This is a genomic window from Burkholderia sp. AU39826 (assembly GCF_020419965.1).
GTDB lineage: Bacteria > Pseudomonadota > Gammaproteobacteria > Burkholderiales > Burkholderiaceae > Burkholderia > Burkholderia semiarida.
Window position 1 is genome coordinate 162,627 of sequence record NZ_JAIZQG010000014.1, and the last position, 17,676, is coordinate 180,302.

The 17,676-nt window shown below is 63.6% G+C and carries 13 protein-coding genes; 9 read left to right on the plus strand and 4 right to left on the minus strand.

Features of this window, described 5'->3' with window-relative positions:
* Positions 1–129: 129 nt before the first annotated feature.
* Entirely contained in the window at positions 130–783 is a 654-nt protein-coding gene (locus LGM42_RS22650; protein WP_226233241.1) for a TetR/AcrR family transcriptional regulator, read from the minus strand.
* Between the two features lie 83 nt (positions 784–866).
* Between LGM42_RS22650 and LGM42_RS22655 the strand changes: the two genes are divergently transcribed.
* The 4 genes from LGM42_RS22655 (at position 867) to LGM42_RS22670 (ending at position 6,481) form a co-directional block, all read left to right on the plus strand.
* Positions 867–1,991, plus strand: a complete 1,125-nt coding sequence (locus LGM42_RS22655) for an MBL fold metallo-hydrolase (RefSeq protein WP_060310038.1) — start codon at positions 867–869, stop codon at positions 1,989–1,991.
* A gap of 133 nt (positions 1,992–2,124) precedes the next feature.
* Complete coding sequence (locus LGM42_RS22660; protein WP_226233242.1) at positions 2,125–3,141, plus strand: AraC family transcriptional regulator; 1,017 nt, start codon at positions 2,125–2,127, stop codon at positions 3,139–3,141.
* 1,620 nt (positions 3,142–4,761) lie between these two features.
* Positions 4,762–5,457, plus strand: coding sequence for a ParA family protein (locus tag LGM42_RS22665; protein WP_006497839.1), 696 nt, complete (start codon positions 4,762–4,764; stop codon positions 5,455–5,457).
* Entirely contained in the window at positions 5,450–6,481 is a 1,032-nt protein-coding gene (locus tag LGM42_RS22670) for a ParB/RepB/Spo0J family partition protein (RefSeq protein WP_226224473.1), read from the plus strand. Before LGM42_RS22665 ends, LGM42_RS22670 begins: the two co-directional genes overlap by 8 nt.
* Positions 6,482–6,577: 96 nt before the next feature.
* On the opposite strand, the gene LGM42_RS22675 is transcribed toward LGM42_RS22670, so the two are convergent.
* Complete coding sequence (locus LGM42_RS22675; protein ID WP_059579547.1) at positions 6,578–7,894, minus strand: replication initiation protein; 1,317 nt, start codon at positions 7,892–7,894, stop codon at positions 6,578–6,580.
* 2,407 nt (positions 7,895–10,301) lie between these two features.
* Between LGM42_RS22675 and LGM42_RS22680 the strand changes: the two genes are divergently transcribed.
* Positions 10,302–10,616 (plus strand): DUF4148 domain-containing protein, encoded by a 315-nt coding sequence (locus LGM42_RS22680; protein ID WP_226233248.1) that lies wholly within the window; start codon positions 10,302–10,304, stop codon positions 10,614–10,616.
* 153 nt (positions 10,617–10,769) lie between these two features.
* On the opposite strand, the gene gcvA is transcribed toward LGM42_RS22680, so the two are convergent.
* Complete coding sequence (gene gcvA, locus LGM42_RS22685; protein ID WP_060310042.1) at positions 10,770–11,675, minus strand: transcriptional regulator GcvA; 906 nt, start codon at positions 11,673–11,675, stop codon at positions 10,770–10,772.
* A 140-nt stretch (positions 11,676–11,815) separates the two neighbouring features.
* Between gcvA and LGM42_RS22690 the strand changes: the two genes are divergently transcribed.
* Both LGM42_RS22690 and LGM42_RS22695 read left to right on the plus strand, forming a co-directional pair.
* A complete protein-coding gene (locus LGM42_RS22690) occupies positions 11,816–13,114 on the plus strand; it encodes an adenylosuccinate synthase (RefSeq protein WP_226233243.1) in 1,299 nt (432 codons plus the stop codon).
* Between the two features lie 305 nt (positions 13,115–13,419).
* A complete protein-coding gene (locus LGM42_RS22695; protein ID WP_059579558.1) occupies positions 13,420–14,370 on the plus strand; it encodes a LysR family transcriptional regulator in 951 nt (316 codons plus the stop codon).
* Positions 14,371–14,439: 69 nt separating this feature from the next.
* On the opposite strand, the gene LGM42_RS22700 is transcribed toward LGM42_RS22695, so the two are convergent.
* The gene (locus LGM42_RS22700) at positions 14,440–15,420 is read right to left on the minus strand and encodes an AraC family transcriptional regulator (protein ID WP_181035513.1); all 981 of its coding nucleotides are present in this window, start codon (positions 15,418–15,420) and stop codon (positions 14,440–14,442) included.
* A 594-nt stretch (positions 15,421–16,014) separates the two neighbouring features.
* Between LGM42_RS22700 and LGM42_RS22705 the strand changes: the two genes are divergently transcribed.
* Positions 16,015–16,896 (plus strand): LysR family transcriptional regulator, encoded by an 882-nt coding sequence (locus tag LGM42_RS22705; RefSeq protein WP_226233244.1) that lies wholly within the window; start codon positions 16,015–16,017, stop codon positions 16,894–16,896.
* 224 nt (positions 16,897–17,120) lie between these two features.
* On the plus strand, positions 17,121–17,676 hold a 556-nt coding region (locus LGM42_RS22710), incomplete at its 3' end, for an efflux RND transporter periplasmic adaptor subunit (RefSeq protein ID WP_226233245.1).

The following is a 17,676-nucleotide window of genomic DNA, read 5'->3' on the forward strand; positions in this document are numbered from 1 at the left end:
GCGGCCGTCACATGCGGGCGCCATGTTGCGTCGGTTGCCCGGATCGGCGGGTCGGCCGACGCCCCGTCGGCGCGTGCATCGGCCACGATGTCGATTTGACCGCGCCTGCGGATGCTTTCGGATGCGCGTTCAGTCTCGCGTGCGACGCGACACGGCGCCGTCGTCCGGTCGCGCGTAGTGCGCGAGGAACATGTCGGCGGCCGACTCCGCGACTTTCTGTTGCTCCTGCGCCGTCAGCGGCGGCTGCCCCATCGTGATCTGCGGCCAGAACGCGAACGCCTTCACGGCGCCATGCAACTGATGCGCGGCGAACACCGGATCGGTCACCGCCAGGCGGCCGGCCGCCGCCGCCGCCCGCACCCACACCGTGACGTCTTCCTCACGCTCGCCGAGGCGTTCGACCATGTCGCGGGCCCGTTCCGGCGAATGGATGGCCGCGCCGATCGCGACGCGCGCGAGCGCGAGAAAGGCCTCGTCGTTCATCAATCGCAATTTGCGGTCGAGCAGCGCAAGCAGTTGCGCGCGCAACGGCACGTCGGCGCGATAGGTCGGCGACTTGCCGGTCCGGGTCGCATCCCACAGCTTGTTCAGGATCGCAGCGAACAGCGTCTCCTTGCCCGGAAAGTGGTTGTAGACGGTGCGTTTCGACACGCCCGCGCGTGCAGCGATGCGATCCATGCTCGTCGCATCGTAGCCCGCCGCAAGAAATTCCTCGATTGCCGCATCGACGATCGCCGCGCGCTTGCGGTCGGTCAGACGCTGAGGAGGAGTACTGGTATCCATACGGAAATTTTACACCGGGCAGTTTACTTATCTCGAAAATAAACTACACTGCTCGGTGTACTTTATTCTCCGGATGAACCGACATGGCATCGCCTCTCGTTTTGATTCACCGCGTGCTGGGTTTCGCGGCCGCCCGGCGTGGCCGGACGCTGTCCGGCGGTTCGCCGCAGCACGATGGCGAGCGCTTTGCCAATGTCGCACCGCGCCCTGCCGAAGGATTGGGCAAGACGCTGGGGATCGCGTGGAACATGCTGGTCAACAAGCCGCGCCACACCGTGCCCGCCGGCGCGCTGCCCGTCGATTCGCTGACCCGCGCGGAACTCGACGCGGCGCCCGATCGCAGCCTGTACCGCCTCGGCCATTCGACGCTGTTGCTGAAGCTGCGCGGCGAATTCTGGCTGACCGATCCGGTGTTTGCGGAGCGCGCATCGCCGTTCCGGCGCATCGGCCCCAAGCGCTTTCATGCGCCGCCGATCGCGCTGGAAGATCTTCCGCCGCTGCGCGGCGTGATCCTGTCGCACGATCACTACGATCACCTCGACCGCGACACGGTGCTCGCGCTAGCCGCAACCACCGGCGTGTTCGTGACGACGCTCGGTGTCGGCGATCGGCTGATCGAATGGGGTATCGACGCGACCAAGGTCCGCCAGCTCGACTGGTGGCAAAGCATCGACGTAGCGGGGCTGACGCTGACGGCGGCCCCCGCCCAGCACTTCTCCGGGCGCAGCCTGTTCGACGGCAACAGTACGCTGTGGGCGTCGTGGGTGATCGTCGACGACGATCTGCGCCTGTTCTTCAGCGGCGATACCGGCTATTTCGACGGCTTCCGCGAGATCGGCGAGCGCCTGGGGCCGTTCGACGTCACGCTGATCGAAACGGGCGCCTATGATGCGCAATGGCCGTACGTGCACATGCAACCGGAAGAAACCGTGCAGGCGCACATCGATTTGCGCGGACGCTGGCTGATCCCGATCCACAACGGCACGTTCGACCTCGCGATGCATCGCTGGCAGGAACCGTTCGAGCGCGTCACGGCGCTGGCGCTCGTGCGCGGCATCGAGCTGTCGACACCGAGGATGGGCGAACGCGTCGATCTCGATGCCCCGCATCGTGGCGAACGCTGGTGGCGCACGGTCGACGAGCGCGCGGCAGCGCCGGCGGCGAAATCTCGACGCTGGCAGCTTTGCGCATCGGAGGCGACGAAGTAGTTCGCCAGTCCCGGCACGTGCCTTCCGGAAGCCGGCCGTCGGACCTATCCGCGATTCCGGGCGGTGCACTCGTTGCCAGCCGCCCCTGCACGTCGACTGCCAGCCCGTCGACCCGATTACCTCAATAGAGAAGATGCATCCGGTACCCCTCCGATACCTGCCCGCCCAACGAGACGACGCCGCCACCATCGCGGCGCTCGACCAGGCAAGCCACCGTTCAACCGGCCGCGGCCGCGAGAACGAACTGCGACAGATGCTCGCGGAGCGCGTCGCGAGATGGACCGATGGTGTCGATCATCTCAACACGGCCATTCCCAATCTGAGCTTTCATCGACGGGAAGCGCCGACGCAGCCGATGGAGTGCATGGTCGAGCCGAGCTTCGGCCTCGTCGTTCAGGGCGCGAAGCGGGTCATGCAGTGCGGGGATGCGTACCTCTACGACGCCGATCGCTTTCTGATTACATCTCTCGATCTGCCCGGTTCGACGCAAATCATCGAGGCCAGCCCCGGCAAACCGTTTCTGGGGCTCGGCCTGAAGCTGGATTTCCGCGTGATGGCCGAACTGATGATGCAAGTCGCGCCGGTTCACGACGATGTACCAGCAGGCCGCGGACTCGTCGTCGGCGACATGACTGAACCGCTGTACGACGCGCTCAACCGGTTAGTCGCGCTGCTGGACGACCCGAACGCCATTGCCGTTCTCGCACCGTATATCGAGCGGGAAATCTATTATCGGCTGCTGACGAGTGACCAAGGCGCCCGCCTGCGCCAGATCGCCTCCACCGGCAGCCAGTGCAACCGCGTGTCACGCGCGATCCGGTGGTTGCGTGCTCACTATGACGAGTCGTTGCGCGTCGATGATCTCGCGGCACAGGTCCAGATGAGCAGTTCGACCTTCCATCACCACTTCCGTCAACTCACCGGCATGAGTCCGCTGCAGTATCAGAAATGGATACGGCTGAACGAGGCTCGCCGGCTGATGCTGGCGGAGCGGCTCGATGCTGCGTCGGCAGCATTCAGGGTCGGGTATGCGAGCCCGACTCAATTCAACCGCGAATATAGTCGGCTGTTCGGTAATTCTCCCCGAAGGGATATCGACAGCCTGCGAGGTAGAGCGGATGTCGCTTTGTCTATCGTCGCGAGTTACTGAGCGCGAGGGGTGGCGGTCGATATGTGCCGACTTTGACGGCATTCATAACGTGCGGGATTAGGTTCTCGCACACGACGTCGATTGGGCTCACGCTGTTCCGAAGACTACGTTGCACCGACCATGCTCGGGACTCCTCCAGCACATTCCGACGCCGGCTTCTTCTCGTAATGCTCCGTGACTCCGTAAATAGGCGCCCCACACATGCGTTGTCACGTGACAACTGACGCAAAATGTCGGTGTACCTTGCGCCGAATGGGCGGCACGTGACTCAGCAGGCGCGGACTCGCCCGCATAGCGAGGACCTACGGTGCATAGCTCATTTCGGTTCGTATCAAACACTACAAATTACGTATAAATGATGACGAATTTGACGGTGATCTTCGCTGCGTTCGCGATGGGTGCTCGAAAAAGGTATGCGCCCCTATTTCCGAGGATCAACGCACTCATTTTTCGTGAAACAACGTGAAGAAGGTAGCGCAAGTCGTTGCCACGTAAGGGTTTCCAGCCAGCGTCGATTTTCGCAAAATGTTTCACGGCCTGACCCGTTTGGACTCGTCCCAGGCATTCGACGCACGAATTCGGCATGAATTGCGGTGCATACGCCCGGTGATTCCAGATGGGTTGAGCCCTTCAGTGGGGGCGCATGCCTCGAAGCACGCCCCGCCCTATCGGCGACTACCAGAGGCCATGCAAAGCTGCATGTCTCTTGATAAATGGGGACACATCAATCTCGCTACGATATCTGGGTACGCCTCAGCAGTCGCTCGCCGGTATTGTGCCAGTACGTGCGCATGTGGGCGACATAAGGAGGCGGGAGGCTAGGCGATCAAGTCGGGGGCGCCACCTCCAACTGTCCCGTTGAAATGGCAACGGGACTCTCTACTTCCCACGGTTTCCTGTGGCTCGAACTTCCGGGCTCTGCTTCCGGTTGTCACGTGACAACTCACCTTCCGCTTCACGGTTTCGTTGACGCACCGAAATCTATGGTCCACGCCTGTCTTCCCGAGCAATATGTCTCTTAGGCCGCGTAGCATCGTCCAATGTCAACTGTCCCTTGACGATGTCAAGGTATCTTCAGGCCGTTTTGCGCTGTTTGTCACGTGACAACTCACCCCGCTACCGCATAAGCATGCGTAACTACAGGCTGCGCATCAGTAGATGTATTGAAGTGATTTCGTCGCGGCCAACGTCGTAATCGCATCGAAGGCCTCCGCGCACCGTACATGCCGAGAAGGTCGATATCCGGCAACTTGTCACGTGACAACCGGCTGTTTTCGCGATGCCGATGACGACGCCCGCGCGACCGCGCCGGTCAGCGTCTATCAACGGCACGAAGTCGTATCAAGTTTCGAGTGAAACCAACGCACGATGAGGCACCCGGCCTTCGCTCAACCGGGTTCGTTATGGCGCCAAAGAAATCCAGCTTTTCACTTCGGCGTTCTTTTTTGCAACCGTAATGGCGTGTTTTTTACGAATCGATGGTTTACCAACGCTTGGCCGTTCGGCCTATTTGTCACGTAACAACCACAGCGATCAATAAAACGTTCATGCTATCGAACGCATTTCTGGACATTCTGCAAATAACTGCATATATTACGCAAAACTCCTTGGAGGAATTTAATGGCTTTCAAGATCGCCGTCAGTAATCAAAAAGGTGGGACGGGAAAGACGACCATCTCCGTCAACATCGCGGCTGCGTTCGAAGCCGGCGGCAACAAGGTTGCGTTGATCGATGCCGACCCTCAGGGCACTTCCGTCCGGTGGGTCACGAGCGGCGAGAACACGCTGCCGATGACGGTGCTTTCGCTGGCCCCCGCCGGCCGCGGCATCGGCGGCGAGATCAAGAAGCAGGACGCGAACTTCGACGTGATCGTCGTCGACTGTCCCGGCAACCTCGAAGACCCTCGTATCGCCTCCGTCCTCGAAGTGGCGGATTTCTGCCTGGTGCCGCTTTCGCCGTCACCGGCCGATCTGTACAGCACCGTCGCGATGATCCGCATGATCGAGTCGATGCGCGCCGTTCGAAATCCTCAACTTTCTTCCGCATTAATGCTGAATAGCGTTAATGGAAAAACTAAAATGCGTGAAGAAATTTTAAAAATTTTAAGAGCAGAAGAAATAGGGGAGCATCTGCTCGACAGCCAGATCGCGCAACGCGAGGTCTATCGTCAGACGTTCGCGCTCGGCACCACGATCCATCACCACAATCGATACCTGAAGGGCCTGAAGGAAGCCCGCGCGGAAATCGAAAAGCTGGTCACGGAAATGGCCCAATACATCGCGTCGACGCGCGCTACCGGAGCCGCCCATGGCTAAGGACACCTCGAAAGACAAGAAGCCGACCGGCAACCTGCATCTGGCGGCCGGCCTGTTGCGCGGACTCGCGCAGGAAAATGCGGCGCTCGAGACGCGGCTGCCCGAGCCGGCGGCCGCACCGGTTGCCGTCGCCGAGGCCGCGCCCGCCGGTACCCCGGCCGCGACCACGCCCGCCGGTACGACCGATCTGGGCGCGCCGCAGAAGGTGCTGGTGAAGGACTGCATCCCGAACCCGTTCAACCCGCGCGTGTTCTACTCGGAATCGAGCCTGCACGAGCTTGCCTTGACCTTGAAACGGGAAGGGCAGATCGAGCCGATCAAGGTCACTCGGCTCCCCGAGTTTCCCGGCAAGCTCGTCGTGATCGACGGGCAACGCCGGCTGCGCGCGACGAGCATCAACGGCGACGAGACGATCAATGCGACGTTCCGCACGGATCACACGCCCGAGCAGCTCTATACGATCGCGTATCGGGCGAACCACGACCACGAACGCCAGACGATCTTCGACGATGCGGTCGCGTGGAAACGTCTCCTCGACGAGAAGGTCTTTGCCGACCAGAACACGCTGGCGGAGAAAATCGGCAAGGACAAGGCGTCGATCAGCAAGACGCTGTCGCTGAACGCGCTGCCGAACACGCTGCTGGAGCGGATGGCCAGTGCCAACGACGTGGTCGGCCTGCAGGCCGCGTACTTCCTGAAGCTGATCTTCGAACGCCTGGGCGAGGCGACGGCCGACCGGCTGCTGACGGCCGTGATCGAGCGGAAGAAATCCGTCCGCGATCTCGAGAATTTCCTGCGTGCGCAGAGCGACGGCGCCAAGAAGGCCGGCCGCACGCGCTACAGCGTTCGTCATGACTTTGCGCTCGAATCGCGCGCGATCGGCCAGTTGAAGACTTATCCGGACGGGCGCCTGGATCTGCAGCTCAAGGGCGTCGACGCATCCCACCAGGAAGCGCTCGCCGACAAGCTCAAGACCGTCATCGACGCGTACGTCGCCGATCTGGCGGCGGCCACGCCAAAGTAACGCGCCCCCGGCAAAAGGCCTCGCTCCGCGCGCTGCGTCGCGAAGCCGGACCGCAACATGGTCCGGTGCACGGCGCGCACGACGGCGGGGCCTCGTTCAGTTGCCCGCGAGGCTGCTTTTCAGCAGGAATTCCAGCAGGTCGTCCGAGGTAGGCTCGCCCCACGTATCGAGCGCCAGCCATCGGAAGAAGCTCGTCTGCGCGAGCTTGCTCGCCTTCTTCTTCGGCGACAGCGTCAGGTCCTTCGAACCCGCCACCGTCTCGTTGTAACGCTCGATCAGCTTGGTCTGGTCGTCGATCTCCAGCTCGCGGAAATACGCGCCGGCTTCCTCGACCTTCGCCGCCAGATACTTGTCGCGAATCTGTTCCTGCTTGCTCTGCGCGGATTCCTTCGCCGGTGCGGCCGCTTCGGTTCCCTGCCCGTCGGCCAGCGTGTAACCGTGCGTCAGCGCCTTGCGGAAATACGCGGCGACGTTGTCGACCGGCGCCGCATTCTTCTTCGTGGTTCGATTGAGCGTATAGGCGATCGCCGCCTTGATGCGCTGCACGCCGTATTGCGTGATCAGCCGGCGCGCTTCCGAGCGCGGAATGCCGAACTTCGCGACTTCCTCGACCAGCGCTTCATTCTTGACGTCGCCTTCTTCGACCGTATCGGTGCTCTGCTTGCGCGTTACCTTGAACTGCACGGCTTCCACGCTGCGGCCGGATTTGTGTTCGATCAGCTCGAGCGTGTGATCCGATACTTCGTTCACCTCCTGAATGCACGGCACCAGCACCTTGCTCTTGAACAGCTTGTACTCCTTGTACGACTGAGACGCCTTGTCCTGGCCGAGAATCAGGTCACGGAATTTCGGCAGAGGGATCTTCGCGGTGATGCCGATCCCTTCGTAGCGCACCGTGTTTTCCCATAGCGCAAGCGAGTGCGACCGCCGGAACTCGCGAGCGATCCGCATATCGATCAGCGCGTAGATCTCGGGGTTGAGCAGTTCGCTGCGAATCTGGTCGGAGAAGCTGTACTTCAGCACCGATTGCTCGAGTTCGGCGCCGGCGAGCAGGCCTGACGCTTTCCAGACCGTCGAACGGTCCGCGGCCAGGTAGTCCCAGTTGACGACGGTGCTGATCAGCGAGTTGACCGTGTCCTTCACGTACTTGGTGTTGTTGCTGTTCAGCCCGCTCTCGTGCGACAGCGACGCGATCGAGATCGAGAAACTCGTCCGGCCCGGCTCGAATGCCTCCTGCCGAAGCGCGTTCTTGATCAGCGAGCTGAACATCTTGCGCTGCTGCAGGCCGATCTTTCCCGACTTCGGCGCGATATGAATCGCCTGGACCGCCTTGCGCAGCAAGTCGGGTGGCTCGGGTGTCTGAAACAGCGAAACCTGTTTGTCTGAGCCTTTGCTTGCGGGCTTGCGCGGCATCGTGGTGTCCGGTTAAGGTTGCCTTATTGAGAGCGGACTTTATACCTTTTCGCGCGACGGAGCAACGCCCTTGCTCCAGCATCACTTTCACTATCCTTCTTAAGCATCAGATAACAAAGGAAAAATTTTAATTGATAGACTTGTGCAGAGCCCCATACCCGTCTACCTTTTGATCAAAATTCCTCCCAAAAGCCGCTACCTTTCCTGTCGGCACCGGCAAACCCGGCACAAGATTTGCCACGACGAAGGTAGCCATCCATGGGGGCAAATGAGCGGAATCGAGATCGTCGGGAGAATTCGTGGTGCCCCGCAGCACCGCCGCTGTTTTCTCCCATAACTTGCTACCTTCATCGATTCCCATAGGAGGGTACCTATCAGCATCCTCGATAGTCTTGCTGTTTGTCCCGAAGGTGGAAATCGCTCCCATAAATGGCAACCATTCCGTTTCCCCATAAAAGGTAACCTGTGTACGGTATCGGTCCTGTCTATGGGAAGGCTTCGTGGAACCTGCGGGCGCTAGACAGCGAATTGACTCCGAAGGGCTCCCATAAACGGGTACCTTCGCGATTCCCCATAACCGGCTACCCAAAGGAAATCGCCGTGCACATATCCGACTGCCGGCCGAGAAAAGAACCCCATAAAAAGCTACCTTCATGTGTTCCCATAGACGGCTACCCAACGAGATGGATGGTCGATTTCCCATAACCGGATACGTTCGCCCCATATCCACAACCCTGATTCCCCACAACGCGGTACCCCAAACCCCAAATCCACAGACCTGAAACCCCAAACCCTTCCACCTGTGCTCCCATAAATGGGTACCGAACACGGCTCAAACCCTTGCCAGATAAGGCTGTGAGCCCTCTAAAAGTAGTTAAAGAAGTAAACGTGGTTTACCAAAGATGTAAACACACGTGTGCTTGCACAAAAAAACGAACCCCATAAACCGCTACCAATGGGAGCCGTCTGTGGGACGCGAGGCCCTTCAACCACTCGGTCCACGCCGCTCGGTCCTGTTCAAGGCGCCGTTTCTGGGAGGCTCCAGGCCTGACAATGCATTCCGAGGAGGTAAGCGCCCACTCACAAACCTCGAAACGTAGAAACTTATGGGAAGAAGTCCTCGGATTCGGCAGAGAGGTTCCCGTTTATGGGACCCCGAAACCTGTCCCGTGGCAGCCCGCCATCTGCGCTGGACCGCCGGAACGGATGCCGTCACTTTTCCCCACAGCAGTTCGAAATCATCCTGCACCGCCACGCGCGTGGTTTTTTGTCCTCGTGCTGCCTCGTCCGTGGACAAGTTTTTTGTCGCGCGCATGGGACATCACTCGCCAAATTTAGCCTGTGGACTGTGCGGGAGGGACCGGCGCCGGACCGCTTTTCTTCCGTGCGTCCCGTCCGTTTTTCTACCTTTGGAGCCGGGCACCGTGCGGGACCCGTCACGGGCAGGGAAAGACTCGTGCCACGGCATGAACCCGGGCCCGGCGCCAAAATGCCGCGCACGGATTCCCCGTGCCTGGGACGATCTTGACGGGATTCATCGAGAGCACCCGAGCGAATGTGAACACTTCATCGATGCGGAAGCTCACCGCAATCGAATTGGCCCACTGCTCCCGAACCTGCTCACCTTCCAAAGAACCTGGAATCCCGTAAAAGCTCACCGATCGGGCGGAGCACAGGTATAAGCAGGCTGTGCGGATCGCTGCTCCGTGCAGATAAGGAACCATTGATGGGAGCAATCAGAAACGATCGACATCCATGCGCTGCGCCCGACGCGTCGACACGCACGGTCGCCCGAACGGACAAGTCTCCACCGCCATGCGCGCATTTAGCCGACCAGCGCAGCTCGTTCATATCAGTCGGACCGACGTCTTCGCCGTTCACGCAACCCCACCTTTCCCGTCAGACCTGCCGATCGACGAAGCGTCTTACCTCCACAGGTACTTTCTGCATCACGATGCCGCGAAGCGTGCGGCACCCATTGCCGCCCGCCACAATGACGCAATGTAGTCGTCTCGATCGCCCACGAACCGAATCGTGGTCGTTTATGGGAGAAACCGCCGCTCGAGCCGCATCGCCCGCTGATGCGACGTACGGATCGACTGCTGTTGCGGTGATCGAGCAAGCACGACGATCTTCACGTCGCGCATGCGCGCATCGATATCACCACCGGTGAAACGGCCGTCGGCGCGTCGCGCCGTATCGCATACGACTCCTCCCGTCACCGACCGCGGAAACCGTGTTGTCTCCCATACGTGTATCCCGATTCCGTCGTCACGTTCGCGCCACATTTTTTGCGACACGGTTATGATGCACAGGTCCTGATCGCGACATGACGATCGATCAGGGCGGGGGCGGTATCTCGATGGTCTTTCAAACCGTGATAGTTATCAAAAAAGAGAGTTCAGCGATGCGAATCCAGATCAGAAAACTCACGTTGGCTGCTACTACAGCTGCTTTCCTGTTCGGCTCGGCGGTTCCTGCGTTTGCGCAGACCGATGCCGCCAGCGCGCCGGCTGCACAGGACGCGAAGGCAGCGAAGAGCGAAGCCCGCAAGGCGGCCAGGGCCAAACGCAAAGCCGAGCGCAAGGCCGCGCGTGCGAAGAACAACGCCGAACTGAAGAAACTCGAAGACGCCGGCTACAAGCCGGCGGCCAATGATCCGAACTATCCGCAGAACCTGCAGAACGCGGAGAAGAAGGCCGCAGGTGCGGCAAGCCAGTAAGCGTCGTTCGGCGGCAAGCCGCGGTTCGATCCGCGGCTTGCCGCGTGCATCGCGATCACGCGATGCGTGAAGGCAAGAACGTTCGGCAGGTTTATTCCATTTAATTCGGAATCCTGTATGTCGTGACGATGCACGCCCCGCGGGTGGGTGCGATCAATCCTGCCCGTCCGACGCAGTCGCGCTTCCCGCCACCTTCAGCCAGTCCTTGAACGCGCGTACGGCGTCGTCATCCGCTCGCGCGGACGCCACATACGTGAAGTAGCGCCACGGCGGCAGCGCAGGTTCGCTGAACGGCTGCACGAGCCGGCCTTCGGCGATGTCGTCGGCGACGAGCGCGATCGGTCCCATCGCGACGCCGAGCCCGTCGAGCGCGCCTTGCAACGTCAGGTAGAAATGCTCGAGCGTGAGCGAGTGCCGCGGGACGAGATTCGGATGCCCCGCGGCCGCGAACCATTCCGGCCACATGCCCGGATAGGTCGCCGCGTGCAGCAGCGTGAAGCCGGCGAGATCGGCGGGCGTATCCAGCGACCGGCCCTCCAGCAGCTTCGGTGCACACACCGGCAGCCGGACTTCGGACAGGAATTCCTCCGCGACGTATCCGTCGACGGCCTGCGGGCCGCCGCGAACGATCAGATCGACCTTGTCGCGCAACTTTTCGATCGGCTCGTTCGACGTCGACAGCCGCACCTCGATGGCCGGATGCGCGACCTGGAACGACGACAGCTTCGGGACGAGCCAGCGCAGCGAGAACGTCGCAGGCGCGCTGACGCGCAACACGCGCTGCTGCGCGTGGCCGAAATGCTGCGCGGTGGCGAGCGCGATCCGGTCGAACGATGCGCCGACCTCGGCGAGGTACGCGCGTCCGGACGCAGTCAGTTCGACGCGCCGGTTGTGGCGTTCGAACAGCGGCCGCCCGAGCCACGCTTCAAGTTGCTGCACGTGCCGGCTGATCGCGCCGTGCGTCACGCACAGCTCGTCGGCAGCCTGGGTGAAGCTGCCGAGCCGCGCGGCGGCCTCGAACGCGCGCAGCGAATTCAACGGAGGGAGTCGTCGGGCCATTGCATCGTTTCGTGTGAGATTTACTCACACGATGGTTCAGGTTTAATCGTTTGATCGTGTGATCCTGCTCCGTCAATATGGCACACAACCGGCCGATTCGGCCGAACGAGTGTCTGAATTTCTCACATGGAGTGCGGAGCATGCCGAACGTGGTGGTCGTGGGCGCCCAATGGGGTGACGAAGGCAAGGGGCGCGTCGTGGACTGGTTGGCGGCACAGGCCGATCTCGTCGCACGCTACAACGGCGGCCACAACGCGGGGCACACGCTCGTCGTCGACGGCAACACGTACAAGCTCGCGCTGCTGCCGAGCGGTATCGTGCGCGGCAAGCGCGGCGTGATCGGCAACGGCGTGGCGCTCGACCCCGAAGCGCTGCTCGCGGAAATCGGGCGGATGGCCGCGCTCGGGCTGCCGGTGACGCCGGAGAACCTGTCGATCGCGGAGAACGCGACGCTGGTGCTGCCGATTCACCGCGCGATCGACCAGGCGCAGGAGCGGCTGCGCCGCGCGCCCATCGGCACCACGTTGCGCGGAATCGGGCCGGCCTACGAGGACAAGGTCGGGCGTCGCGGGCTGCGCGTCGGCGATCTCGCGGAACCGCACGGGCTCGCCGCCAAGCTCGACGTGCTGGTCGATCATCACAACGCGTGGTTCCGCGGCCTGGGGCTCGACGAGTACGATCGCGACGCGATGCTGGCGACACTCGTTGCGCTCGCACCGAAGATCTTGCCGTTCGTGCGTCCGGTCTGGGCCGACCTCAACGACGCGACTGACCGCGGCGAGCGCATTCTGTTCGAGGGTTCGCAGGCCGTGATGCTGGACATCGACTGGGGCACGTATCCGTTCGTGACGTCGTCGGGCACCGTGGCGTCGGCCGCGGCGGCGGGCACCGGGCTCGGTGCGGCGAAGCTCGGCCACGTGCTGGGTGTCACGAAGGCGTATGCGACGCGGGTCGGCGGCGGCCCGTTCCTCACCGAGCTGACCGACGCCACCGGCGAAACGCTGCGCGCGCGTGGACAGGAGTTCGGCGTCAACACGGGTCGGCCGCGCCGCTGCGGATGGCTCGACGCCGCGCAACTGCGCCAGGCCGTCAGGATTTCGGGCATCGATTCGCTGGCGCTCACCAAGCTCGACGTGCTCGACGGTTTCGAATCGATCGAGCTGTGCGTCGGTTACGAATTCGACGGCGCGCGCGTCGACCATCTGCCCGCGAGCCTCGATGCGCAGTCGCGCGCGAAGCCGCTCTACGAACGGATCGAAGGCTGGCAAGGCTCCGTGAAGGGTGTGCGCGAGCGTGCGGCGCTGCCGCGGGCCGCGCGGGATTTCGTCGCGCGCATCGAGGCCGTGGCGGGTGCGCCGGTGTCGATGATCACGACCGGCGCGGAGCGCGACGACACGATCGTGTTGCGCAATCCGTTCGATGCGGCGGGCGCTGCGTAACGCGCGAGATGCGAACGGCGTCAATCGAGCGGCTGGCGGCATGACGGTTTGCGGGTCGTTTTCGGCGGCCGATGCCGTTGGCCCGTCGGTACGTCCGATACGCGTGTATGCACGGTCCCGATGCCGTCCGGCGAGCCGCCCGGCAGCACGATTCGGCAGCCGGATCACGCCGCCTACGACGAACTGGACACGCCTGCGACGCTGCTGTACTGTTCCGCACAATTCGCGCCTGACCGGCGTGTGCCGGCGTCGTCGGCACCGTGGCTGCACGGCGGTGCGACGTGACAATCCCCGGGAACAGGTCGATGGACACGTTACAGATGATGCGCATTTTCGTCCGGGTCGCGGAGGAGGGCAGCTTCACGAGCGCGGCCCAGCGTCTGGACATCACGACGGCCTACGCGTCGCGCTCGGTCGCGCAACTCGAAACGCATCTGCGCACGCGCCTGCTCAACCGCAGCACGCGCCGCATCGCGCTGACCGACGCCGGGCAGCGCTATCTCGACCGCTGCCAGCGCATCCTCGGCTATATCGACGAAGCGGAAGCCGAGGCGGCCGATGCACAGGCGAAGCCGTCCGGACGACTGCGCGTTCATGCGACGACGAGTTTCGGCCAGTCCTACGTGGTGCCTGCGGTCGTGCGCTACCGCGAGCGCTATCCGTCCGTCGCGGTCGAGCTGACGCTGTCGCAGCACGTGCCCGACATCATCGACGAAGGCTACGACGTGTCGCTGCAGTTGAGCACGACGGAGCTACCCGATTCCGGGCTGGTATCGCAGCGGCTCGGCGACGTGGGCAGCGTGCTGTGCGCGTCGCCTGCCTACCTGAAGGCGCGCGGCACACCGCGCACGGTCAGCGATCTCGCCGGGCATGCGTGCCTGCGGCTCGTCACGCCGCTCTTTCCGCGCGACCGCTGGCATCTCGACGGCCCGAACGGCCGCGAAACGTTCGAGCTGCCGGTGCCGGATTTCGAAGTGAATATCGCCGATGCGCTCGGCGCCGCGCTGCGCGCGGGGCTCGGGATCGGCTCGCTGCCGATGTCCGCGGCGCTGCCCGCGCTCGCGAGCGGCGCACTGGTGCGCGTGCTGCCCGATTACCGGCTGCAGAAGCTGACGGTTTATACGTTATATGCATCGCGTCAGTATCTCGATGCGAAGATCCGCACGTTCGTCGATTTCCTGCGGGAATGCGTGCCGGAGATGCTGGCCGCCGACGAGGCTGCATCGAATGCTTGCTGCGCGTCCCGTCATGCCTGATTCGCGTGAGGGCGCAGCCGCCCGACGATCGAGCAGATGACGAAGCGCCGCCTCGCACGCGATATCCATTCACGGTATGACGCGCGACAGCGGCACCGCTTCGCCGCGCAGCCTCGCGACGTCGCGGCCTGGCGCGTCGCCGAACAGCCGCGCGTATTCGCGACTGAACTGCGACGCGCTCACGTAGCCGACACTTCGGCACGCCTGCCGCGCGTCCATTGCCGCGAGGCACATCAGATGGCGCGCTTCCTGCAGCCGCAGCACCTTCTGGCATTGCAACGGGCTCATCGACGTGACCGCACGAAAGTGATGGTGGAACGTCGACGGGCTCATCCCCACCTGCCGCGCGAGCGAGTCGACCGCCATCGGGTCGAGGTAATGGTCGCGAATCCAGGCGACGGCGCGCGAAATGCGCTGGGTGGTCGAACCGGCGTCGCCGATCTGCGCGACGCGCGCGCCCGACGGGCCGCGCAGCAGCCGGATCAGGATTTCGTCGACGATCAGCGGCGCGAGCAGATCGAGGTCGTCCGGTTGCGCGATCAGGTGCATCAGCCGGGCCACGGCGTCGACGATTTCCGGCGTCGCGTCGTGCGTCGCGAGTGCCCGGCAGTCGACGGCTTTCGGCAGCCCGCGCGGAAACACGCGCGGCGTGAGCGCCGCGATGCGATGCGGATCGAGTGCGAGCTGCACGTAAAGGAACGGCTCGGCCGGGTTCGCGCGTGTCACACGTCCGGTCACGGGCAGGTCGGCGGTTGCGACCAGCATCCGCGATGCGTCGATCGTGTAGGTATCGTCGCCGACCCGCATCGACTTCGCGCCTTGCCCGACGATGCTCAGGCACGCGTGGTGCACGCCGTGGCTCCACTGCGCCGGCGGCGCGCAAGCACGCGCGATGCGCATGCCGCGCAGCGGGAGGTCGAACATGCCGTCGTGCGGCGCGTACGCGGCGATCAGCGCCGCGAGCCGGGCCGCGGGCGACCGGGCTGGCGACCAACCATCATGATCCGGCGGCGTGCGCGGTTGCGGTGGCGTTCGGGCGTCGATTTCCATGTTGCATGAGCGGTTGACGGAGTGGGCGATGCGATGCGCGGCTGCCGTCCCCTGTCGAGGTGCTGGCACGGCGATCAATCGTACTGTGAAGTTGCGTGCGCGGGATTGCCTAAACCTGTCCGAAATTAGCCCGATCATCCGGACCTGCATGCTCGACGGATGCGTCACGCGCCGTTGCACGGTGTGCGGCGCACAAATTCGGAAATTAAGGCAAAACAATCGCAGGATCGGGCAAGCCATTTCCCGGCGATTTCCCTACCATTGCACCTGCTGAAGAAATGCGATTCAGCGTGCCCGGATGGCGCGGGCAATACCGTGCGCGTGATGCGCGGTCGCCGCCGGCCGTGTCGCGTGCGTCGCCGCGGCGAATCGCCGGGAAAGACTCAGGACTGCTATTGAATGATCGTGCATCGGGCTTGCCGAGGCCGGTTTGCGTCCGTTGCAAGCCGGACCGCGTCTGTCGCGCACGGGCCGACCGATCCGGATGAGCCGGCGTCGGGGCCGCCGCATTGGCCGGCTCGATGCGGGCCGGCGCGCGGCGCGGCGTCCGGTGCAGGTATACGGGCAGTCGTGCGCGCAGGGGAATCCGGAGAAATGGACCAACTTCAATCGATTCGGGCATTCGTGACGGTGGCAAGGGAAGGCGGGTTTCGTCGGGCGGCGACGCGCTTGCGCGTGTCGACGGCGATGGCGAGCCGGCTCGTCGAAGCGCTCGAGACGCGCCTCGGCGCGCGTTTGCTTCAACGCAGCACGAGCCATCAGTCGCTGACCGAAATCGGCAAGCTGTATCTCGCGCGCGTCGAGCGGATCCTCGGTGCGATCGACGAGATCGACGGCCGTTTCGTCGCGATGGGCAGCAAGCCGGAAGGCGTATTGCGCGTGGCCGCACCGGTTGCGTTCGGGCTCAGCCAGTTGAGCGCGTTGCTCGATCGTTTCGTGCACCGGTTTCCGGACGTGCGGCCGACCGTGACGCTGACCGATGCCCATGTCGACCTGACCGCCGAGGACATCGACGTCGCGTTCCTGACGGATGGCATGCCGGTGTCCGGCGCGCACGCGTTGCATACGCTGGCTGCGTACGAATCCGTGCGCGTCGCGGCGCCGGCTTACGTCGCCGCGCACGGCGGCGCGGCTGCGTCGGGCGACTGGCCGGACATCGCGGCCGTGCGGCTGGAGCGGGCGGCGGCCGACGACGACCGCGCGGCCGGGATTCGATCCGGCGTAGCACCGGGCAATACGGGCGTCGGCCATCTCGAGATGGTGCGGCGACTCGCCGTCGCCGGCATGGGCGCGGCGGTGCTGCCCGCGTATCTCGTCGATGCCGATCTGGCGGCCGGCACGCTGGTGCGCGTGGCCCCGGTCCACCCGCTCGCGCCCGTCACGCTGAAGCTCGCGCATGCGCGTGCCGCGCGTCTGCCGGCTGCCGCGCGCGCGTTCATCGAATTCGCCGGCGCCGCATTTCGACCCACGCGCTAGCGGTCTGGCCGAATCCATGGCAACGCGATCCCGCCGGAGGCGCGGGCTCGCCGTTCTTTTTCGGAAGCAGTTCGGCACACGAACGCTCCGCAGGGTGCAACGCACACCCGCATCACGCGTCCGCATCCGCGGCGGGCAGGAAGCTGCAGGTCCGCCGCGCGTCAGGGCCATGAGGAGATCTGATGATTCCCATTGAAGGTCGTCTAATTGTGAGAGGTCGCTCCATGCGCGTCGAACGGGTTCCATACCGCTTAATCACTGCCGCAATGGCTGCCGTTTTCCTGGCTGCCTGCGGAAAAAAAGAATCGGCACCGCCGCCGCAAACACCGGAAGTCGGCGTCGTCACCGTCCAGCCGCAAGCCGTACCGGTCTTCACCGACCTGCCGGGCCGCACCAGCGCATTCCTCGTCGCGCAAGTGCGTGCACGGGTCGACGGCATCGTGCTGCGCCGTGAATTCACCGAAGGCACCGACGTCAAGGCCGGTCAGCGCCTCTACAAGATCGATCCGGCGCCGTACATCGCGGCGCTGAACAGCGCGAAGGCGACGCTCGCGAAGGCGCAGGCGAACCTCGTCACGCAGAACGCGCTGGTCGCGCGCTACAAGGTGCTGGTCGCCGCGAACGCGGTCAGCAAGCAGGACTACGACAACGCGGTGGCCACGCAAGGCCAGGCCGCGGCGGACGTCGCGGCCGGCAAGGCGGCGGTCGACACCGCGCAGATCAACCTCGGCTATACGGATGTCGTGTCGCCGATCAGCGGCCGCGTCGGCATCTCGCAGG